This is a genomic window from Isoptericola sp. NPDC058082 (assembly GCF_042885055.1).
GTDB lineage: Bacteria > Actinomycetota > Actinomycetes > Actinomycetales > Cellulomonadaceae > Isoptericola.
Map to the genome: position 1 here is coordinate 78633 of NZ_JBHVSQ010000009.1, position 20345 is coordinate 98977.

Here is a 20345-nt window from a genome sequence, read left to right on the forward strand (position 1 = left end):
AGTGGGGGGGGAGGGAAGGTGAGGTCGCCTGCCAACGTCAGTAGGGTGTCCAGTTTGTCCAGGTTCGACCACGAGGGCGGGCCGGTGTGGTTTCCGCCTGGCGGTTCACCCTCTCCTTGTGCGCGGTCGGGAGCCGGTCAGCCGGCGGCCTTGCCCTCCCAGTCGCCGTTGAGGTTGAGCGACTGGTCGAAACCGGTGACGAAGTCCTCGGTCATGATGTCCTGGGTGCCGGACAGCTGGACGAGCGACGGGATGCCCTTGCCGTCCACGAGCCCCCACACCACCGAGGTGTACGTCTCGCCGCCGGACGAGTAGGTGTACGACGTGTTCGCGCGCTCCGGCTCGTCGCGGAGCGTCGTCACGGGCGCGTAGTTCTCGTCCGTGACGCCCTTGCCCTCGACCTGGCTGACGTACCAGTCGACCGACTCCTGCGCGGTCATCGCGGAGCCGCCCGGCATGAAGCCGACACGCCCGGCGACGCCGCCGGAGTCGTTCGCCTTCTGGTGCACGTAGGACCAGCCGTCCGCGTCGCCGACCTGCTGCCAGTCGGCCGGGACCCGCGCCGCGATGTGCTCGGCGTGGATGGTCGTGAGCTCGGCGGCGGCCGTCTCCTCGGGAGCCGACTCGGTCGGCTCCGCCGACTCCTCGGCAGGCTGCGACGCCTCGGCGTCGCCCCCCACGGGCTCGAGCTCGCCGGCCGAGAACGAGCACGCGGCCAGAGCCGGCGCCACGATCAGGGCCGCGAGCGCGAGGCGCGCGCGACGTCGGGTGCGGATCTGCTTCATAGGTGTCCTTCGATGGGTGTGGCTAGTTCTCGAACATGCGCGAGCCGGCCCAGTCGGCCCGGGGGCGCCACCCGTGGTTGCGCAGCACGGTGAAGACCGGCTTCTTCGCGTCGGCGGGGCGGATGATGGTCGCGCCCTCCCAGGAGGCCCGCGCGCCGCTGGCGTCCGCGACGACGATCTGGCCGTCGGCGCCCTCGCGGAACGAGGCCGACGTCTGGAACGCCGTCTTGCCCCGCTTCCAGTTCCAGTCGCCGCGGGCGTAGACGCCGCCGGGGCCGAAGCCCGCGTTGGTCGACGCCGTCCCGGAGTACTCGGTGAATTTATACTGCGCCTTCGCCGGGTCGAGCGTCAGCTCCATGCGCCACGCGTACGCTACCCGCCCGCGGACGAAGAGCGTCTGCCAGCGGAGCTCCTCGGACTTCCACCGGACCTCGACCTCGACGTCGTCCCCCGACCGCGTCGCGTCGATGCGGTAGGGCAGGCCGTCGCTGTTCATCCCGACCAGGTCGGCCACGACACGGTCGACGGGCGACGCCGAGCCCGGCGCCACGACCGGGGCGTCCGGCACCTGGGCCTTCTCCCTGCCGGCCTCCACGGCGCGCGTGCCGCGCACCGCGGTCCAGACCCCTCGGGCGATGACGAGCAGCGCCGCCACCACGATCAGCACGATGCCCAGCACCGTGCTGCCGGACGCGAGCGCGAGGGCGCCGAAGGCCAGGAGGGCGATGCCGACGACGAGCACGACGACGCGGCTGACCACCGCGAAGCGCTGGGCCCCCCGGTCCTCGGCCGTCATCGGGCGACCAGCTCGACGCTGTCCTGGATGGCCCGGACGGTCTGCCAGACCTCGGTGGCCTGCGATCCCGCGCACGTCCCCGTGACCTCGACGACGTCCCGGACGCCGTCGTGCTCGATGACGGCGATGCGCAGGGCCTGGGCGACCGTGCCGGTCTCCTCCGTGGACCACGCGCCCTCGATCCGGGCCGCGGGGGCCCCGGCGAGCGTCGTGCGGATGCGGCCGACCTCCTCGTACCCGGGGGTCGCCTCCAGCCGCTCGACGGCCTGCTGGATGACCTCCTCGATCGTCTGGTCACCGCTGAGCCGCTGCATCACGACGACGACGTTGGGGCGGAACTCCCCGTCGGGCCGCTGCTGCACGATGGCGAGCTGCGCGGCCGGCACCGGGTGCGGCGCCCAGCCCTCCGGGCAGTCCATGGAGATCTCGGGGAAGCCCGGGAACGTCTCGCTCGGGTAGGTGACTGTGCTCATGTCCTCATCCAATCAGTCGCTGCCATGACGGGTCACCACCATCCACCGGTGATCCCGTCGACGAAGTCACCGCCGAGGTCACCGATCGCGTCGACCGTCTCCGACGGCGACCAGTCGAACGAGACGTCGAAGCCGGCGCCGACGCCGAGCGCGGCACCCAGCTCCAGGTCGACACCCACGCTGTCCCAGCCGACGTTGACGTCCGCGTTGGCGGTCACGCCGACACCCGCGTAGACCTCCGCGCCGGCCCCCACCTGCGCACCCGCGATGTTCACCGATCCGTCCACGCCCGCCTCGGCACCCGCGAAGGCGTCGACGCCGACGCTCGCACCGAGGCCGTGCGGACCCACGGAGACGCCACCGGTCGCCTCGGCCCGGGCGCCGACGAGCGCGTCGGCCGACCCCTCGGCCGTCAGGTGCTCCCCGACGCCGACCTGGCCGCTCGCGTTCGCGCTCACGCCGGCGCTGCCGCCGACGGAGCCCTCCGCGACGAGGCCGTTCTCCGAGATGCTCACCTCGCCGGACGCGTCGTACCCGGCACCGGCGGCCACGCCCGCCTCGCCCGAGCCGTGCACGCCGTCCTCGGAGCCGAACTCGCCCTCGGCGCCCGCCTCGTACCCGACGAAGCCGCCCGTCTCCCCCTCGAGGAGCGTCTCGCCGACGTTCCCCTTCTCCGAGCTGGTCAGGTTGCTGTTGTTGCCGGTGCCGTCACCCGTGCCGTCGCCGGTGCCGTCGCCCTCACCGGTACCGGTGCCGTTCTCGCCCGTCCGGATCTGGTTCTCGGCCTGGTACGAGGGACCGCGGTGCTCGCCGCCCTCGTAGCCGTCGGTCCAGTGGTGGTCCGGGTCGGTGGTGTCGGTCGGCGTCCGCGTCGGGTCGGCCCCGGGCGACGACAGCGGGTTCTCCCCGCCCTCCGCCTCCTCGTCGCCGACCCCGCCGCCACCGCCACCGCCGCCGCCACCGCCGGCGTTCCCGGTGCCGCTGCCCGTGGCCCCGCCGAAGCCCGAGTAGTCGTTCGACGTCGTGTCCTGCTCGTCCGCGTTCTCGCGCACCTTCGTCGCGACGTCGCGCAGCAGGTTCGCCGTGTCACGCAGGCGCACGACGTGCGTGTCGCCCCACTCCGAGCGGAAACCCTCCGCGTCGGGGCCGTCCCACCCCTCCGGACCGGGCATGGCCGTCTCGACCGCGGTGATGACGGCCTCCAGCGTGGTGCCACCCTCAGCGATCTTGTCCGCGAGCAGACGCAGCGCCTCGATATCGGCGCCGTACATCCCTTCGCCCACAGCTCCTCCTCAACACCCCGCCGGACGTCCGTCCGGGATCCGCACCACTCGACCGACCCAGCGTTCGAGGGGTGCGGCACCTCTCTGCCGTGTGCCGCACCCCTCGTTCGTCCCCGCAGCGGGGACCCCCACCCGAACTCAGTACGAGTTCGAGGTGTCCTCCTGCTGCGACGCGTTGTTGTCCGCCGTCGAGGCGTACCCGTCCAGCGCCGACGCGATCTCGTTCAGCTTCGCCGAGTGCGTCCCGTCCCACTCCTCCTGGAACTGCACCGCGTCCGGACCGTTCCACTCCGTCTGACCCATCTGCGACGTGATCGTGGAGACCGTCGTCCGCACCTGCTCCGCCTGCTCCCGCAGGACGTTCGCCAGGCTCCGGACCGCCTCGACGTCAAGACCGAAGACGTTGCCACCCTCTGCGACCATGTGCTGCTCCTTCATTCATGGCTGCCCCCGACGGACAACCTCTTCACGTTTCGACGCCGCTCACTCAACCAGAGCCCGGGGCATCCGGGAATGGGGAGCGCTACCCATCCGGTTCGATACCACCGTCCAGGGAGCGGTCAGGGAAACGGCGCCGCTCCCGGCGGACCCGTGCACGACGAGTGCGCCACCGGGGCTCCGTCCCGGCCCTGCCGCCGCCCCCACCGACCGCGAGGGGTGCGGCGCCACGCCCGTGGTCCGCACCCCTCGTCCGTCCCCGCAGCGGGGACCCCCACCCGAACTCAGTACGAGTTCGAGGTGTCCTCCTGCTGCGACGCGTTGTTGTCCGCCGTCGAGGCGTACCCGTCCAGCGCCGACGCGATCTCGTTCAGCTTCGCCGAGTGCGTCCCGTCCCACTCCTCCTGGAACTGCACCGCGTCCGGACCGTTCCACTCCGTCTGACCCATCTGCGACGTGATCGTGGAGACCGTCGTCCGCACCTGCTCCGCCTGCTCCCGCAGGACGTTCGCCAGGCTCCGGACCGCCTCGACGTCAAGACCGAAGACGTTGCCACCCTCTGCGACCATGTGCTGCTCCTTCATTCATGGCTGCCCCCGACGGACAACCTCTTCACGTTTCGACGCCGCTCACTCAACCAGAGCCCGCGACGTCGGGGAATGGGGAGACCTCCCCATCTCCCCTGCTCCCGTCAGCCCGGCAGGGCCACGTGGATCTTGACGGCGCGCCCCGCGGTGACGAGGAACCCTCGGCCGGGCGGGAAGTCCTTGCGCCGCATGCGCCCGAGCGGCGTGTTCATCAGGGTGTCGCCGTCCGTGTCGCCGGGCGTCAGCAGGATGCCGTTGCGCCCCGACTTGAACGGGCCGGCCAGCGTGAACGCCTTCGACCAGGTGGACGACTCCGACTCGCCGACGACGAAGTGCTCCTTGCGCACCGCGAGCTTCACGAACGCCTCGAGCGGCTTCTCCGCGGGGGTGCCCGTGAGCTCGGTGTAGTTCTCGATCATCACGGCGAGCCCGCCCGGCGCGACGCTCTCGGCGTTCAGCACCTCCGTGAGCTCCTTGACGAGCTCGACGACGTCCTCCGGGTTGGCCGCCTGCTGGTCCCACAGGTCCAGGGCGCCCAGGCTCGTGCGCCGCGACGACAGGTACACCAGGCGGGTGCCGCCCCGGCGCCGCAGCGCCGTCGCGAGCGTGACGAACGCCGTCGTGCGCCCCGACCCCGGCGGGCCCGCCAGCATGAACGGTGAGCGCAGCGGCAGCCCGACCGGCAAGAGGTCGAGGTCGCGCAGGCCGATCGTCGCCAGCTCGCCGGTGCGCACCGGCAGGCTGTCGAGCGTGAAGTTGTCGGGCAGCCGCGCCACGCCGGGCGCCTGTACCGCACCCATGCGACGCATGGTCTGCTCGAGCTTGGCCAGCTCGCGCGACTGCACGGCGCCGTTCGGGTCGCCGCCGAGCACCGCGATCTGCGCCTCCTGGCCGTGCATGATCGCGCGGCCCGGCGCCGACGCGGGGGTCAGCACGTCCTTCGGGACGTTGAGCATCATGTAGTCGTCCTCGCGCGCCATCCGGTGCACGATCCGCTTCTGCACGGTGGAGGCGAGCGCCGGCGGCACCGCCACGGCCCGGTCGCCCGACATCACCAGGTGGATGCCTACGGGGCGGCCGTCGGTGGCCAGCTGGGAGAACGCGCCGTAGACCGAGAACCCCCGGCCCGCGAAGATCTCGTAGCTGTCCCGGAACGACTGGATGCCGTCGACCAGCACGATGATGCGGGGCTCGTCCGGGCGGTTCGCGATGCGCCGGTACTCGTCGATCGTGCTCGCCCGCACCTCCGCGTACCGCGCGGAGCGCTCGTCGAGCATCTCGGTGAGCCGCCGCATGAGGCGCGACACCCGCTCCTCGTCGTCGCCGGAGATCACCGCGCCGACGTGCGGCAGACTCTCCAGCATCGACAGGCCGCCGGAGCCGCAGTCGATGCCGTACACCTGGACCGGGCCGCCGCGGGCCGTGAGGCCTGCGGTCACCGCGATCGTGCGCAGCGTGGTGCTCTTGCCGGTACCGCCCGTGCCGTACACGGCGAGGTTGCCGTCGACGTCCGGCTCGTAGTGCACCGTCGGCTGGGCCTGCCCGTGCGGGTCGTCGCGCACGCCGAGCAGCAGGCGCGAGTCCGTGCGCGGGTTGGGCAGCAGGGCCAGGTCGTAGGTGGCGGCCAGCTCCTCCAGCCACGGCTTGCGGGGGGCGGGCACCCCCGCGCTCGTCGCCGCGTGGCGGATCGTCGCCACCATGCGCGCGATGTCGTTCGGCCCCGGGTCGCCGTCGTCGTCGGACCGGGCGACCGTCGGCATCTCCCAGCGCCGGCCCGTGCCGAAGTCCATCTCCTCGACGTCGATCTGGGACGGCTCCGGCTCGTCCTTCGTCCAGCCGCCGGCGTAGCCGGTCTGGAAGGTCGTGAGACGGCCGGGACCGGTCTTCGCCGCGCCGCGGCCGGGGATCGTCGGCGGGAAGTGCGCCGCCATCGTGTCGCCGAGCACGTCCTTGGAGTCCGACTCGTCGGCCATCCGCAGGGCGATGCGCAGGTTCGTGTTGGCGCGCAGGTTGTCCTTGATGACGCCCGCGGGCCGCTGCGTCGCGAGGATGAGGTGCAGACCGAGGGACCGGCCACGCTGGGCGACGTCGACGACGCCGTCCACGAACTCCGGGACCTCGCCGACCAGCGCCGCGAACTCGTCCACCACGATGATGAGGCTCGGCGGCGCCTCCGGGTCGCCCGTGCGCTCCAGGGACGCGAGGTCCTTGGCCTTCTTCCGGTTCAGCAGGTGCTCGCGGTAGTGCAGCTCCGCGCGCAGCGACGACAGCGCGCGCCGCACCAGGTGCGGCGACAGGTCGGTGACCAGGCCCACCGTGTGCGGCAGGTGCACGCAGTCCGCGAACGCGGCGCCACCCTTGTAGTCCACGAACAGGAAGGTGACGCGGTCCGGGCTGTGCGCCGCGGCCATGCCCAGCACCCACGACTGGAGGAACTCGGACTTGCCCGCACCGGTGGTGCCGCCCACCAGCGCGTGCGGACCCTGGGTGCGCAGGTCCAGGTAGAACTGCTCGACGCCGTTGTGCCCGATGAGGGCGCGCAGGTTGGTCGGCGTCTTGCGGCGCACCGGCGGCGAGCCGTCGCGCGGCGTGAGCGAGAGGTTCTCCCGCCACCGCTCGACCACGCCGGCCGCGTCGGAGCCGAGGTCCGTGCCCGCGAGCGCCAGGTACGACACGGAGCGGGGCAGGTCGGACTCGTCGTCCACGGGCGCGCCGACGTCGACCACCGGGGACAGGATGCGGGCCACCTCGGCCGCCGTGGCCAGGTCCGCCGCCTCGCAGCGCACCGGGAACGCGAGGCGGCCGTAGTGCACCTCGCCCGTCATGCCGGAGCCGGCACCCTCCTGGGCGTCGAGGAGCACGAACGTCCGGCACGCGGCGGGGAGCTGCTCCACGGTGGGGGCCACCCACACGACGTGCACGTTCGCCTTGGGGCCGCGCTCCGCGAGCCGCACGAGCCGCGACCGCTCGAGCGGCGTGTCGTCCTCGACGAGCACCACCACGGCCGGGAGCACCGGCTTGGGCGCGGCCTCGCCGCGGTCCTTCTCGGGGTCCCGCTCCGTCTCCAGCGGCGGCGGCCCGTCCAGGCTGATCCCGCGGGCCTCGATGAGCTCCTCCAGGCGGGTCAGCAGGGCGAGACCGCGGCCCGGGTCGGCGGCCAGGTGGTCCGAGGTCCCCAGCGGGCTGTGCGGCGAGCCGGTGTGCGGCACCCACTGGAGCCATTCCCAGTCCTCGCGCGAGCGGTGCGACGTCAGGGCCGTGAGCACCACCTCCGACGGCGAGTGCAGCGCCACCATCTGCAGCAGCGCGGCGCGCGCCACGGACTCGACCATGCCGGCGGGCCCCGCCAGGCCGACGTTGCCGCCGTAGCGCAGCGCGGCGACGGCGGGCACGTCGTCGATCACCGAGCAGCGCGACTGCAGCTCGAGCACCTTCTCCCAGTGCTCCGGGATCGCCTCGTTCTCCCGCGGCTCGGTGAACTCGGTGCGCGACGGCGCCGCCCCGATGCCGAGGCGCAGGGTGAGGAAGCCGCGGTGCTCGGGCCGGTGGGTCCACATGAGCCCGCCGAGGCGGCGCACCGCGTCGAGCGACTCCGCGAGGGACGGGACCTCGGCCAGGCGCACCGCCCGCTCGACGGCGTGCGTCCGGGCGATCCGCTCCTGCGTGGCGGTGACGGCCTCCTCGAACAGCTCCGACGCCCGCTCGAAGTCCTTCTTCCGCGCGATCCGCCGGTCGTAGTAGACGCCCAGCATGATCAGCGGGCTCATGAACATGAACACGAGCATCCGCGGGTTGTTGAAGAACGCGAACATCACCAGGCCCATGAGGGCGGGCGCCATCATGGGGATCCACGGCAGCCGGCCCGGAGGCACGGGCTTCGGGGGCTTGGGCGCCGTGATCTTGCGCTCGCCGAACCGCGCGACGACGCGGGGCGAGCGGTTGAACTCCACCACGGGGCTGGTGGGCGGGAGGCTCGTGGAACGGTGCAGGGACACCACCGACACGACGCTCTGGCCCACGGTCACGGTGTCGGACGACGTGAGGACGGAGCGGGTCATCCGCTTGCCGCCCATCTCCAGCCCGTTCGCGGAGTCGAGGTCGTGGATCTCGAGCTGCTCCCCCACGATGATCCGCGCGTGCCGCTTGGAGACCTGGGCGTCCTGCAGCCGGATGTCCATCCCCCGGTCGCGGCCGAGGTAGGAGGTGCCGACGGGCAGGTGGAACTCGCGCCCGGCGTCCGGGCCCTCGAGCACGCGCAGGACGGCGACGGCCGCCCCACGGTCCTGCCCGCTGTGCACGAACTGGTCGGAGAGCCGCACGATCGACACCCCGGACCCCGACCGGAGCCCGGCCTGCACCAGGTCGCTCGTCGGGGTGAGCACCCTGCCGGCGGTCACGGTGTGCTGCGCCGTGCCGTCGCCGACGACCTGGAGCGTCAGGTTCTCCGGGGCGGCCGCGCCGCGGCGGCCGGGGTCGCCGGAGAACAGCGCCTCCGCGACGTCACGGACGGTGGCGGTGGCGTCCGCCGTGACCGCCACGTCGACGGCCGAGTCGTCCGACCGGTGCAGGGTGAGCTTGATGCGCACGTCAGGCGTCGTCCTTCTGGTCGAGGAGGTGGAGGTCGTCGGCGGTGACGAGACGGGAGGTGACGGCGTGCTCGACGAGGCGCGCCCGGCGGTTGGTCGCCGCGCCGCCCGGGCCGCCCCGCAGCCCCTTCACCCCGATCCGGTCGAGCTTGTCGCAGACGTTGTCGAGCTTGCGGTTGAAGCGCGTGGTGGCCCAGCCGAGCCGCCGCGCGGCGTCGACGCTGGACGGGATCTCGCTGAGGCCCGTGCCCTCGCGCCGGAGCATGGGCTCCGCGAGCGCGACGATGAGCTGGCGCTGGCTCACGGTGAACTGCACCGCCCCGATCGTCGTGTCGCCGCTGCCCGGGTCCTCCGGGTGCACCTCGTAGTACGGCGCGTCGCTGAGCGTCACGGTGAGCTCGTAGGTGGTGGGGCCGGCGGTGAAGACGATCGCCGTGTGCGGCAGCACGATCGGCAGGCGGTGCCCGGGCGGCAGCCACGACTGCACGCCGCCCCGGACGTCGCTCACGGTGGCGGCGATGTTCGAGCCCGCGTTGGTGAGCCACCAGATGTCGTCGTCGCAGGTGACGCGGAGGAAGCGGCGGTGCAGGTACAGGTTGTCGTCGATCGCCAGGTCGCCCTCGCGACCGATGTCGAACGGCACCTCGGGCGAAGGCCGGAACCACTCGCCGCAGAACTCGATCGCCAGCTCGCCCATCAGCCCGTCGCCCCCTCGCTCGCGTCCGCACCGGCCGCGACGCAGGTCTGCTCCGTCTGCGACAGGCTGCTGCCGTCCCGGATCACCACGACCTGCACGCACACGTCCTTGCCGGGATCCGCCGGGACGCTGGCCGACGTCTCGTCCGTCGTCGTGTACTGCGACTCCGAGGTGAGCGAGAGCTGCTTCCACCCGAAGGAGTCGCCCTCCTCCGCCTCGCGCGGGGGCTCCCAGGTCACGAGGACCTCGTCGCCCTCGACCACGGCCTGCAGGTCCTGCACCGGCGGCACGTAGCCGCCGAGCGGGTCGGCGGGCGCCGCAGCCTGCGTCTGGCCGGGGTCGGCCACGGTGGGCTCGGTCCCGGCGTCGCGGTTCAGCCACCAGATCAGACCGCCGACACCGAGGACGAGGACCGACCCGACGGCGACCAGCAGCCACGCCCACCGCGACGCGGCGGGCGCCTCGGCCCCGGAATCGTCGTCCGTCTCGGGCGCGGCCGGGCGCTCCGTGCGGAACACCGTCTCGTCCACCGACGCGTCGGACAGCTCGCCCGCCGCGTCGACGGTCGGCACCCGCCCCGGGGCGGGGGTCGCCGTGGCCGGGGCCGCCCACCCGGACTCCGTGCCCGACGAGAAGCCCGACGAGGTGCCCGGGGAGGCCGTCGGGTACGGCGGCGCCTGGACCGGCGCATAGGGCACGGCGGCCACCGCCGGGCCCGGCGGCGCGCTGCGCTGCTCCGGGTCGATCGCCCGGACCCGGTTCATCCGGGTGCCCTCGGCCTCGTCCTCGTCCTCGAGCACCGACCCGGCCTCGTCGAGGAGGTCGATCGGGGTCATGTCGCGCGCCAGCTCGACCTGCACCTGCTGCACGGCGCGCGCGAACGCGAGCGCCGTCGGGTACCGCGACCCCGGCCGCTTCGCCATCGCGATGCGCAGCACCCGTTCGAGCGACTCGGGGACGTCGCCGCGCCCGATCTCGGCCAGGGAGGTGGTCGCGATGCGGCCCATGAGGTCGGCCGACGAGTTGGACCCGCCCGGCACCTCGAACGGCGTCCGCCCCGCGAGCAGGGTGTAGCAGGTGGCGCCCAGGGCCCACACGTCCGTCGCGATGCCGCTGACGGGCGGGTCGCCGAACGACTCGGGCGGCGACCAGGGGATGGACATGCCCTCCGCGACCGACGCCGAGTCCACGGTGGACGAGATGCCGAAGTCGGTGAGCGCCGGGTGCCCGAACTGGGTGACCAGGATGTTCGCCGGCTTGATGTCACGGTGCAGGATGCCGAGGCGGTGCGCCGTCTCGACCGCTCCCGCGATCTGGATCGTCGTGCGCATCGCCTCCGGCACCGACATGCGCTCCGAGCGGTAGCGCGCGCCGAGGTTCGGGCGCGAGCAGTACTCGAGCGCGAGGTAGGGGCGCCCGTCGGGGGCGACCCCCGCCTCGTACATCGTGACGATCGACGGGTGGTTCCCCAGCGTCGCCATGAGATCGGCCTCGGCGTCGAACGCAGCGCGCTGGGTGTCGTTCGACCACTCCTTGAGCAGCACCTTCACCGCCACCTGGCGGCGCGGCCGGTGCTGCTCGTAGAGGAAGACGTCGGAGAAGCCGCCGGTGCCGATGACCTTGCGATACGTGTAGCCCGGGATCTCCGGCGGCGCGGAGGGTGCCCGCTTGCTGCTCATCCGCCAGTCACCAGATCCCTTCGAACGCGAGGGTGATGCCGTCCCCGAGCTCCAGCACGTCGCCGTCCACCACGATCTCCTTCTGGTTCGGGTGCAGGCGCCGGGGCTTCTGTCCCGGGCGGAGCAGCACGGTGCCGTTCGTGGTGGCAAGGTCCTCCACCAGCACGTGCCACTCCTCGAGCGTCACCTGGACGTGCGAGCGGGAGATGTCCTTCTGCGGGCTCGGGACCGTGACCATCCGCGGCATCCGGTCCGCCGACGTCGTGCTGGACCGGGGGCGGCGTCCGACGACGACGTCGCGGTCGAGCTCCACCACCTGGTCCTCCCCCGCGGGGGCCCCGTCGACCGCCCCGATCCGGACGCGGCCCAGCGGCGGGCGCGGCGAGAGCGCCGGGTCGCCGTCCAGCGGGACGCCGCAGGTGCGGCACTGCTGACGGGTCGGCGGGTTGGGGTGCCCCTGCGGGCACTCCAGCGCCAGGACGTCCCGGGCCCCGGGGGCCGCGGGCGCCCCGAACTGCGGCAGCGCGGCGCCCGCGGCCTCGCGCAGCGCGGCCAGGTCCGAGGTCATGATCGTGTTGCCGTCGTGGTCGTCGACGGGCCCGGACGGTGCGGGTGGTCCGCTCGGGGGCTCCGCGGAGACGGAGGCGGCACGGGAGGCGGCCGCCGGGGTCCCCGGGGCGCCGGGGCCGAACGGGATCGACGCGATCAGCCCGCCGTCCGACGCCGCCGGGGGCGCGGGAGGGGCGGGGGGCGCGGACGCCTCCGGTGCGGGGCCTGGTGCGGGGTCCGGTGCGGGAGCCTCGGGTACCGCCGCGGGCCCGGACGACGCGTCCGGCGCGGCGTCGTCCTCGCCCTCCTCGTCGCCGGCGAGACGCACCGCCGCGTCCTCGACGCTGCGGAACACGGTGTCGCCGAACAGGTGGTCGTAGTCGTCCCCGTCGCCGCCGAGCACGGTGTCCGAGCTCGGCTCGCCCTGCTCCTGCCGCTCGGGCGCGGGGGTCTCGTCGTCGTCCGGCGTGCCGTCGGCGATCGCGGGCCCGTCCGGGGCGGCGGCGTCCGGCACGTCGCCGGTGGCCGCCACGCCCTCGCCGGGCGCCGAGATCGTCGCGATCGGCAGGGGGTCACCGTCGGCGCCCCCGATCAGCGTCTCCTGCGAGGGGACCGCGACGACCGCGGGCAGCGCCGGAGCGCGCAGCTTCGACTGGCCCGGCAGCGGCCAGGCGTCCGGGTCGGAACCCCCGAGGCCGCCGAGCGGCTCGGCCGGGGCGGGTGCGGCGGGCCCCGCCGCAGGCGCGGCCGGGGCGGACCCGGCGGGTTCCGCCGCGGGTGCCGCCGCGGGTGCCGCGGTCGCGACGTCGCCGCCGTCCAGCGCCCGGCGCAGGAGCGCCGCGCGGACCACTCCGCCCTGCAACGGCCAGACCGGGCCGTCCCCGGCAGGGCCGGGGTCCAGGGCCAGCTCGACCGAGGCCACCTCCGCCACCACGCGCTCGGCCCACATCAGCACGCCGGCGCCGGACACCTCCACGTCGCCGCCCGCCGCCCGCACCCGCACCGCGGCGGACGTCCCGCGCACGGCGACGCGCGCCTCGCGCGCCCGGGCGTCGAGCGTCACCACCGCGAAGGGCGGCACCGCCGTCAGGCTCCCCGCGACGTCCGTCAGCGCCCCGACCACGGACACGACACCGCCCTGCTCCGGCGCCTCGAGCGCCTCCCAGAGCCGCGAGACGACCTCCGGCTCCACGGGCTCCGGCAGCAGCAGCACGGTGTCCCCCCGTACCAGCGCCTGCGCCCTGCCCTCGACGTATCCCACCGTCATCATGCGTCGACCTCCTGCCCCCCGGTCATCGAGGCCCGGCCCCACGCGCCCTCGGGCGTCGGGATCGTGTCCTCGTCGTCCAGCACCTGCCCGCCCCGCGGGCTGGTCGCGGTCTCGTCGTCGTCCACCGCATGGGTGACGTCGACCACCACGACCGTGATGTTGTCGCGGCCTCCGGCCGCGACCGCCTCCTCCACGAGCCGGCTCGCCGCCCGCTGCGGGTCCGGGTGCTCGAGCAGCACCCGGGCGATCCGCTCGTCGGTGAGCTCGACGGTCAGCCCGTCGGAGCACACCAGCACCCGGTCGCCCGCGGCGACCGGGACGTACCGGAAGTCGGGCATCGGCGTGGAGTCCGCGCCGAGCGCCCGCGTCACGACGTTCCGGCGCGGGTGCAGCCGCGCCTCCTGCGCCGTGAGCATCCCCGCGTCCACCAGCTCCTGGACCTCGGAGTGGTCCACGCTGACCTGGTCCAGCACGCCGCTCGACATCAGGTACGTGCGCGAGTCGCCCACGTTCACGAACAGCCAGTAGGGGACGTCGTCCTGCTCGGAGACCAGCGCGCCGGTGAGCGTCGTGCCGGCGCCCCGCCCCGAGGGGCCGGTGTCGATCGCCCGCACCCGCGACTGCGCCAGGGCGACCAGCTCGGCCACCCGGTCGGCCTCCACCCTCGGCTCGTCCTGCAGCGGGCTCAGGGTGTCGAGCGCGACGGCGCTGGCGACCTCGCCCGCGTCGTGACCGCCCATCCCGTCCGCCACCAGGAAGACGCCGGCCCCGGCCAGGTACCCGTCCTCGTTGACCTTGCGCCGGCGCCCCACGTGCGACGAGCTGCCCCAGGACAGGACGAGCGCGTCGTCGTCGGTCATGCGTGCGCCCCCGGGTGGACGACGATGCGACGGTCGCCCACGTGGATCGTGGCCCCCATGGGCACGCGGACGCGTGCGCCGGGCTCGGCCACCCGCGGCGGCAGACCGGCGACGGAGATGACGGTCCCGTTCGTGGACCCGCGGTCGTTGATCCACAGGCCCGCGGAGTCCACGTCCAGGTCGGCGTGGTTCTTCGACACCGACCGCGTCGGGTCGTCGATCCGCACGAGCGTGACGGTCTCGCCCGCCGACGCCTCCGGGTTGCGGCCGACCCGGGCCGGCCCGTCGACCGTGTGCCGGTCGCCCGACTCGAGCTCGAGCACCACGCCCACGACGGGCGCCGGGCGCAGCTCCTGACGCTGCGCCCGCGACTGCATGCGCGTGTCGAAGCTCGTGTGCTCCGACACCTCGGGCGTGACGTCCGGGGCGGGCTGCTGGGTCTGGGGCTGCTGCTGGAACTGCTGCTGGAGCTGCTGCGGGTCCGGCATCGCCGGCTGCGCGGCCGACGACGCCGCCGGCTGCCGGGCCGCGGACCCCGGCACCCCGGTGATGAGCCCGCCCGCACCGGCGGCGGGGCCGGCGAGCGGCTGGAAGGCCGGCGTCGCGTACGGGTCCGGCACGCCCGCCGGCGGGCCGGCAGGGGCCTGGTGCATCGGCTGGTGCGCCGGCTGCGGCGCGGGCTGCTGCGTCGGGGTCGGCGGCGCAGCCACCGCCCCCAGCAGGACGGCGGACGGCGCCGACGGCGGGGCCGCGAGGCCCGCCACCGGGCCGCCGGAGGCCGGGGCGAAGCTGGCGGTGCGCGGGGCCGCGGCGCGCTGCATGGCGCGCGCGTCCACGACGACGGCCTTCCCGGCCTTGTCCTGCCATCCCTGGCGACGGCCGCCGCCGTCCCACAGCGGGCTGAGCAGCACCAGGACCGTGCCGACGAACGGCACGAGGCCGCAGGCGGCGACGACCAGGTAGCGCAGGAGGGCGCGGCCCACCCCGATCGGCATGCCGTCGTCGACGCGCTGCGTGCGGACGCCCATGATCAGGTTGCCGAGGGTCTTGCCGGACAGGCCCTCCCAGATCAGCATGCCGAGCCAGTACAGGCCCGCCGCCGCGGAGGCGAGGCCCGCCACGGTGAGGATCTGGGTGACGAGCCCCGCGAACCGCGGGTCGGTGGACGTGATGACGCCCGACGGCAGGTCGATCGTCGAGAACCCGATGCCGTAGACGATCCCGAAGAGCACCCCCGCCACGACGCCGTCGAGCAGGAACGCCACGATGCGCCGGCCCACGTGCGCGTACACGGGTACGGCCTCGGGCTCGGGCGTCGAGGACCCGAGGTACGCGGGCACCTGCGTGGCCGTCATCATCTCGGGCTCGGTGGTGCCCGTGTGCACGAGGGACGCGGGGCCACCCGGGCCGGCGACGCCGGCCGCGGCGTCGAACGCGCCCCGCGGAGGACCCGCGGGCGGCCCGACCGGCCTGCCCGTGCGTGGGAACTCGCGCCCGCACACGGCGCAGAACGGCGCCCCCGCCCGCTGGGTGGACCCGCAGCCGGGGCACTGCACGTCACTCATCGCTTCTCCTTGCTCCTGGAGCCGTCCCTGGAGACGATCCTCGAACCGACCCCGGAGACCTTGGCGCCGACGTCCCGCGCGAACCGGCCGAGCGCCCGCCCCGGCCGCCACGTCGCGCGAGCACGCAGCGACCGCAGGGACAGGGCCCCGAAGAGCCGGCGGCGCCGATCGACACCGGACCGCACCCCCGCGACGAGCTCGTCCACCTCGCGCCAGAAGTCGTCCGCCTCCGTGGCACTGGGCTCGCCCTCCCCGAAGACGCCTGCGTCCGCGCGGTGGGCGAGAGCGAGCGTACCGGGCGCCCGGTACTGCTCGGCGATCAGGTACGCGCCCTCCCGGCGGGTGGCCGACGGCGGGACCGTGCTGCCCAGGTCGGTGGCGACGTCGACCACCTCGTGCCAGCCGCCGCTGATCCGGGCGGCGGCGTCGTCGGCCGTGCGCCGCCTGGTCCGGCGACGCGCCTTGTACGCGAGGATCGCGACGATCGGGCCGCCGATCAGCAGCAGCGGGATCCCGACGATCAGCACGACCAGGCCCACGAGGCGCCAGTCGAAGGCCTCGTTCTCGGCCTCCTCCTCGTCGTCCTCGACCGTGCCCGCCTCGACGCGCTCGGGCTCCTCCGGCGGCTCCGGCTCCTGGAGCACCGGCGGCTTGGGCACCTGCTCCGACTTGGGCTCCGGCTGGATCTGCGGCTTCTGCTCCGGCACGGCCTCGATCGCGGCCCACCCGTACTCCGAGGTCGGCACCTCGACCCAGGCGTGCACGTCGCTGCCCAGCACGGTCCACGGCTCGCCGGCCGTGTAGTTACTGTCCTTGCCGGGGTAGAAGCCCATGACGACGCGCGCCGGGATGCCGGCCTGCCGCGCCATGAGGGCGAGCGCGACGGCGAACTGCTCGTCGTCGCCCACCATCTTCTCCTGCTGCACCAGCGTGTCGACCCGCTCCGCGGAGTGGCCGGGGCGCGACGGGTACTGGCCCTCGAGCCCGCTCGACAGGACGCCCGACGCCGCGAGGGCGTCTCGGATGAGGAACAGCTTCGTGGCCGGGTCCGTCTCCTCCCCCGCGAACTGCACCGCCTTCGCGGGCAGGCCCGGCGGCAGGGCCGACTGGTCGGTCTCGGGCAGGTCGGCACCCACGATCGTCGCCTTCTTGAGCGCGTCCTCCGACGGCTCCTCGGTGACGATCGTGTCCAGGCTGTACGTGTCGCCGGGACGCACGCCCGCGGTCGTGAGCACCGTGCCCGTGGTCGAGTTGTAGTACGAGCCCGCGTCCTGGGCGCGCGCGTTCGCGTCCGTCCACGTGAGGCCCGTGAGCGCGCCGAACTGCGGCACCCACACGCCGTCGTACCCCGTCACGGTCACGTCGACGCGCTGCGGGGTGCCCTCCTGGGCGGTGGCGATGGTCGTGCCGACACGGCTGTACACGCCGGTGTCGCCGCCGGTCCCGGAGGCGTCGAAGACCACCCCGTCGTAGCGGTCGAGCGCGGCCAGGCGCACGCGGCCGTCCTCGGGCAGGTCGCTCACCGTGAACAGCTCGTCCTCCCGCTGCTCCTTCACGATGTGGCGGAAGCCGACGAGCGGGCTCGCGTACTGGTGCAGGTCGAGCGGCGGCACGATCGTCTCGCGCAGCACCGACCGCGGCTGGGACGGCATGATCGCCGGCGCCACGAAGGCGGCCGTCACGGCCGCGACGCCGAGGATGGCGGCGCCCGTGCGCACCCGGTACCAGCGCAGGCGGCGGGTGGCCTCCTCGCTCTGCTCCGTGCTGATCGAGTGGGTTCCGACCCGCGCCTCCATCGCGCGGACCCCGCCCCACAGCAGGCCGACGAGGGCGATCGTGATGCCCTGGGCCACCGGCAGCGCCGCGTCGAGCGTGCCGAGCAGGATGACGCCCACGAACCCGACGAGCACCGGGACCATCGCCCACACCGCGTGCCGGGCGCGCCAGGCGATCGTCCCCGCGACGAGCGCCACGAGCAGCATCAGCAGGTAGGGCACGACCGCGAGCTCCGGGAACGAGCTCATGGGCGGCACCGTGGTGATGAACTGCTTCCAGCCCTCGACCGCGCCGATCAGGAGGTCCTGGAGGGTCTGCAGGCTCGGCAGCACGCCGCCGATCGCGTCCTGCGGCAGCGCGAGGGCCGCGCCGAACAGCAGGTACGCGACCACCGCGACCGCCAGCACGAGCACCGCCGGGAACCGGCGCCAGGCACCGAGCCAGGCGACCGCCAGACCGAGGACGGCACCCCCGGCGGCGGGCAGCACGTAGCCCGCCGAGCCCCAGACCGGCCCGAAGCCGACGGCGACGGCCGCGAGCAGCACCACGAGCGCCGCCAGGTCGACCAGGGCGAGCGGCGACGTCGCGCGGGGACGCGACGCCTCCTTGCGGCGCGTCGTGCCGCGGCCGAGCCCGGTGCCGGTACGCAGCGAGTCGTCGCCCGCGCCCTGCCCCGACCAGGCCCGGCGCCCGCCGCGTGTGGTCTCGTCGTTCATGTCTCGCTCATCTTCTTCAGCGCGATCGGCAGGTCGCCCAGCCGCCCGAGGGTCAGGACGCCGACCTCCGCGATGTTGTGCCGCGACAGGTTCGCCCCCGGCACGCACTGGATCGCCATGACGTTCACGCCCACGGGCAGGCGCGCGGACGCGGACCGCAGCTCGGTCGGGGTCACCCGGCTGCCGAGCACGAACGCGATCACGGACGCGTCGGCGGCGGTGCTCCCCGCGGCGCGGGCCAGGTCGACGAGCGCACGACGCGACGGCTCGAGCTCCACGCGCGACAGGTCGTCGAGCAGCCGGGTGTGGTGGTCGCCGCGCAGGCTGCCGGACTGCACGAGCACGGTGACCCCGCGGTCCTCCTTGATGGCCTGCAGGCCGAGGGAGGCGCACACCGACACCGCGAGCTCGAACTCGTCGTCGTTCGCGTAGTCCTCGACGCGGGTGGAGAGCAGCACCGCGAGGTGCGAGCGCCGCGTCTCCTCGAACTGGCGCACCATGAGCGTGCCGGTGCGGGCCGTCGTCTTCCAGTGGATGTGCCGCAGGTCGTCGCCCGCCACGTACTCGCGCAGGGCGTGGAACGACACGTCGGAGTCGGTGATGTCGGTCGTGACGCGCCCCTCGAGGTCGCGCAGGTAGCCCGTCGACGACCCCGCCAGGTTCTTCACCTGCGGGTGCACGAACAGCTCCTGCTCGTCCGTCCACGTCACCTCGCGGCGCAGCAGCCCGATCGGGTCGGCGCGCACCGACTTCACCGGGCCGACCGTGATGACGCCGCGGCGCCGGGTCGGGATGCGGAAGATCTCCTCGTGCGAGCCGCCGCCGCGCAGCCGCGGCACCGGGAACGCGGCGGTGCCGCGGCCGACGGGCAGCTCCATCACGGACGGCAGGATCGGCCGCGCCGCGGAGTTGCGGACGTCGAGGCGCCCCACCGCCGGGTCCCCCACCGTCACGCGCGACTGCGTGAGCGTGAGCGAGACCTCGTACCGCAGGCGCCCCAGGACGAAGCCGATGGCCGCCACGAGGGTCACCGTGAGCAGGACGGCGCCGACGAGCACCTCGAGCCAGCCCAGGGCGAGCCCGGCCACCCATGCGCCCACGCACACGACCAGCACGGCCACGCCGAACGTCGAGAACGCCTGCGTCACGGGGGCGCACGCCCGCACGAGCGCCGCCCAGCGTGCGCCGACGGCCCCGGACGCGCGCACCCACCAGCGCCCGAGCCGGTTCCCGGTGGTGTCCCGTGCGGCCGCGGGGGCCGGGGACACCGGGGTCGATGTCGAGGTCATACCGCGGCGCGCTCCTGCGGCGCGGCGACGTCGGCGAGGATGCGCGCGAGGACGGCCTCCGCCCGGGCGCCGGTGAACTCGGCCTCCGGGTCCAGGACGAAGCGGTGGGCCCAGACGGGCTGCGCGAGCTGCTTGACGTCGTCCGGCAGCACGTAGTTGCGGCCGTGCGCGGCCGCCCACACCTTGCAGCACCGCACCAGGGCGAGCGCGCCACGGACGGACACGCCGATCCGGGCCTCGGGCGCGTTGCGGGTCTCCTCCGCCAGGCGGCTCACGTACTCGAGCACCGCGGAGTCGGTGTGCACCGTCGCGCCGAGCGTCGCCATCTCCGTGACCGCCTGCGTGGTGATGATCGGCTGGAGCGCCTGGCTGCGGTCGCGCACCGACGCGCCGGACAGGATCTCCACCGTGGACGCGTGGTCCGGGTAGCCCACCGACGTCTTCATGAGGAAGCGGTCGAGCTGCGCCTCGGGCAGGCGGTACGTGCCGGCCTGCTCGATCGGGTTCTGCGTGGCGATGACCATGAACGGGCGGCCCACGTCGTGGGTGGTGCCGTCCACGGTGACGCGCCCCTCCTCCATGACCTCCAGCAGCGCCGACTGCGTCTTCGGCGAGGCACGGTTGATCTCGTCGGCCAGCACGATGGACGCGAAGATCGGACCCGGGCGGAAGTCGAACTCGTGCGTGCGCTGGTCGTAGATCGTCACGCCGGTGACGTCGGACGGCAGCAGGTCCGGGGTGAACTGGATGCGGTTGTGGGAGCCCTGCACGGACGCCGCGATCGCGCGTGCCATCGCCGTCTTGCCGGTGCCGGGGGCGTCCTCCAGCAGGAGGTGCCCCTCGGCCAGCATGCAGGTCAGCGCGAGGCGCACCACGGGCGCCTTGCCCAGGACCGCCTGCCCCACGTTGCCGACGAGGCGCTCGAACGTCTGGGCGAACCAGGCGGCCTGCTCGGGGGTCATCGTCATCTCGGTGTTCCTTCGTGCTCGTTGTCTC

The 20345-nt window shown here is 74.0% G+C and carries 15 protein-coding genes; all 15 read right to left on the minus strand.

Going from position 1 to position 20345, the window contains the following annotated elements; all coding sequences use genetic code 11:
* Window positions 1–137: 137 nt before the first annotated feature.
* The 15 genes from ACFVS0_RS13645 to ACFVS0_RS13715 all read right to left on the minus strand — a co-directional run bounded on the left by ACFVS0_RS13645 (window position 138) and on the right by ACFVS0_RS13715 (window position 20317).
* Entirely contained in the window at window positions 138–785 is a 648-nt protein-coding gene (locus tag ACFVS0_RS13645; RefSeq protein ID WP_430563936.1) for a hypothetical protein, read from the minus strand.
* A gap of 22 nt (window positions 786–807) precedes the next feature.
* Window positions 808–1581: a hypothetical protein gene (locus tag ACFVS0_RS13650; protein ID WP_430563935.1), complete on the minus strand. Its 774-nt coding sequence runs from the start codon at window positions 1579–1581 to the stop codon at window positions 808–810.
* A complete protein-coding gene (locus ACFVS0_RS13655; protein ID WP_430550548.1) occupies window positions 1578–2054 on the minus strand; it encodes an LpqN/LpqT family lipoprotein in 477 nt (158 codons plus the stop codon). The genes ACFVS0_RS13650 and ACFVS0_RS13655 overlap by 4 nt, the downstream gene beginning before the upstream one ends.
* A 32-nt stretch (window positions 2055–2086) precedes the next feature.
* The gene (locus ACFVS0_RS13660) at window positions 2087–3337 is read right to left on the minus strand and encodes a hypothetical protein (protein WP_430550549.1); all 1251 of its coding nucleotides are present in this window, start codon (window positions 3335–3337) and stop codon (window positions 2087–2089) included.
* 138 nt (window positions 3338–3475) lie between these two features.
* Window positions 3476–3760, minus strand: coding sequence for a WXG100 family type VII secretion target (locus ACFVS0_RS13665; RefSeq protein WP_430550550.1), 285 nt, complete (start codon window positions 3758–3760; stop codon window positions 3476–3478).
* A 299-nt stretch (window positions 3761–4059) separates the two neighbouring features.
* Window positions 4060–4344 carry a WXG100 family type VII secretion target gene (locus tag ACFVS0_RS13670; protein WP_430550550.1) on the minus strand — a complete coding sequence of 95 codons (285 nt, stop codon included), beginning with the start codon at window positions 4342–4344 and terminating at the stop codon, window positions 4060–4062.
* 122 nt (window positions 4345–4466) lie between these two features.
* Window positions 4467–8948: an FtsK/SpoIIIE domain-containing protein gene (locus tag ACFVS0_RS13675; protein ID WP_430563934.1), complete on the minus strand. Its 4482-nt coding sequence runs from the start codon at window positions 8946–8948 to the stop codon at window positions 4467–4469.
* 1 nt (window position 8949) lies between these two features.
* Window positions 8950–9645: a hypothetical protein gene (locus ACFVS0_RS13680; RefSeq protein WP_430550552.1), complete on the minus strand. Its 696-nt coding sequence runs from the start codon at window positions 9643–9645 to the stop codon at window positions 8950–8952.
* A complete protein-coding gene (locus tag ACFVS0_RS13685) occupies window positions 9645–11324 on the minus strand; it encodes a serine/threonine protein kinase (protein ID WP_430588265.1) in 1680 nt (559 codons plus the stop codon). Before ACFVS0_RS13685 ends, ACFVS0_RS13680 begins: the two co-directional genes overlap by 1 nt.
* A gap of 7 nt (window positions 11325–11331) precedes the next feature.
* On the minus strand, window positions 11332–13143 hold the full coding sequence (locus tag ACFVS0_RS13690; RefSeq protein WP_430588266.1) for an FHA domain-containing protein: 1812 nt from the start codon (window positions 13141–13143) through the stop codon (window positions 11332–11334).
* Window positions 13140–14003: a PP2C family protein-serine/threonine phosphatase gene (locus ACFVS0_RS13695; protein ID WP_430588267.1), complete on the minus strand. Its 864-nt coding sequence runs from the start codon at window positions 14001–14003 to the stop codon at window positions 13140–13142. Before ACFVS0_RS13695 ends, ACFVS0_RS13690 begins: the two co-directional genes overlap by 4 nt.
* A complete protein-coding gene (locus tag ACFVS0_RS13700) occupies window positions 14000–15568 on the minus strand; it encodes an RDD family protein (RefSeq protein ID WP_430588268.1) in 1569 nt (522 codons plus the stop codon). Before ACFVS0_RS13700 ends, ACFVS0_RS13695 begins: the two co-directional genes overlap by 4 nt.
* Entirely contained in the window at window positions 15565–18060 is a 2496-nt protein-coding gene (locus ACFVS0_RS13705) for a transglutaminase-like domain-containing protein (RefSeq protein ID WP_430588269.1), read from the minus strand. The genes ACFVS0_RS13700 and ACFVS0_RS13705 overlap by 4 nt, the downstream gene beginning before the upstream one ends.
* A complete protein-coding gene (locus tag ACFVS0_RS13710) occupies window positions 18057–19349 on the minus strand; it encodes a DUF58 domain-containing protein (protein WP_430563928.1) in 1293 nt (430 codons plus the stop codon). The genes ACFVS0_RS13705 and ACFVS0_RS13710 overlap by 4 nt, the downstream gene beginning before the upstream one ends.
* A complete protein-coding gene (locus ACFVS0_RS13715; protein ID WP_430588270.1) occupies window positions 19346–20317 on the minus strand; it encodes an AAA family ATPase in 972 nt (323 codons plus the stop codon). The genes ACFVS0_RS13710 and ACFVS0_RS13715 overlap by 4 nt, the downstream gene beginning before the upstream one ends.
* Window positions 20318–20345 lie beyond the last annotated feature (28 nt).

What these genes read in the sequence shown, in the direction of transcription:
- ACFVS0_RS13710 (WP_430563928.1), bottom strand. Translation starts at nt 19,349, where the DNA reads ATGACCTCGACATCGACCCCGGTGTCCCCGGCCCCCGCGGCCGCACGG.
- ACFVS0_RS13690 (WP_430588266.1), bottom strand. Translation starts at nt 13,143, where the DNA reads ATGATGACGGTGGGATACGTCGAGGGCAGGGCGCAGGCGCTGGTACGG.
- ACFVS0_RS13680 (WP_430550552.1), bottom strand. Translation starts at nt 9,645, where the DNA reads ATGGGCGAGCTGGCGATCGAGTTCTGCGGCGAGTGGTTCCGGCCTTCG.
- ACFVS0_RS13665 (WP_430550550.1), bottom strand. Translation starts at nt 3,760, where the DNA reads ATGGTCGCAGAGGGTGGCAACGTCTTCGGTCTTGACGTCGAGGCGGTC.
- ACFVS0_RS13645 (WP_430563936.1), bottom strand. Translation starts at nt 785, where the DNA reads ATGAAGCAGATCCGCACCCGACGTCGCGCGCGCCTCGCGCTCGCGGCC.
- ACFVS0_RS13670 (WP_430550550.1), bottom strand. Translation starts at nt 4,344, where the DNA reads ATGGTCGCAGAGGGTGGCAACGTCTTCGGTCTTGACGTCGAGGCGGTC.
- ACFVS0_RS13715 (WP_430588270.1), bottom strand. Translation starts at nt 20,317, where the DNA reads ATGACGATGACCCCCGAGCAGGCCGCCTGGTTCGCCCAGACGTTCGAG.
- ACFVS0_RS13705 (WP_430588269.1), bottom strand. Translation starts at nt 18,060, where the DNA reads ATGAACGACGAGACCACACGCGGCGGGCGCCGGGCCTGGTCGGGGCAG.
- ACFVS0_RS13655 (WP_430550548.1), bottom strand. Translation starts at nt 2,054, where the DNA reads ATGAGCACAGTCACCTACCCGAGCGAGACGTTCCCGGGCTTCCCCGAG.
- ACFVS0_RS13650 (WP_430563935.1), bottom strand. Translation starts at nt 1,581, where the DNA reads ATGACGGCCGAGGACCGGGGGGCCCAGCGCTTCGCGGTGGTCAGCCGC.
- ACFVS0_RS13700 (WP_430588268.1), bottom strand. Translation starts at nt 15,568, where the DNA reads ATGAGTGACGTGCAGTGCCCCGGCTGCGGGTCCACCCAGCGGGCGGGG.
- ACFVS0_RS13685 (WP_430588265.1), bottom strand. Translation starts at nt 11,324, where the DNA reads ATGAGCAGCAAGCGGGCACCCTCCGCGCCGCCGGAGATCCCGGGCTAC.
- ACFVS0_RS13695 (WP_430588267.1), bottom strand. Translation starts at nt 14,003, where the DNA reads ATGACCGACGACGACGCGCTCGTCCTGTCCTGGGGCAGCTCGTCGCAC.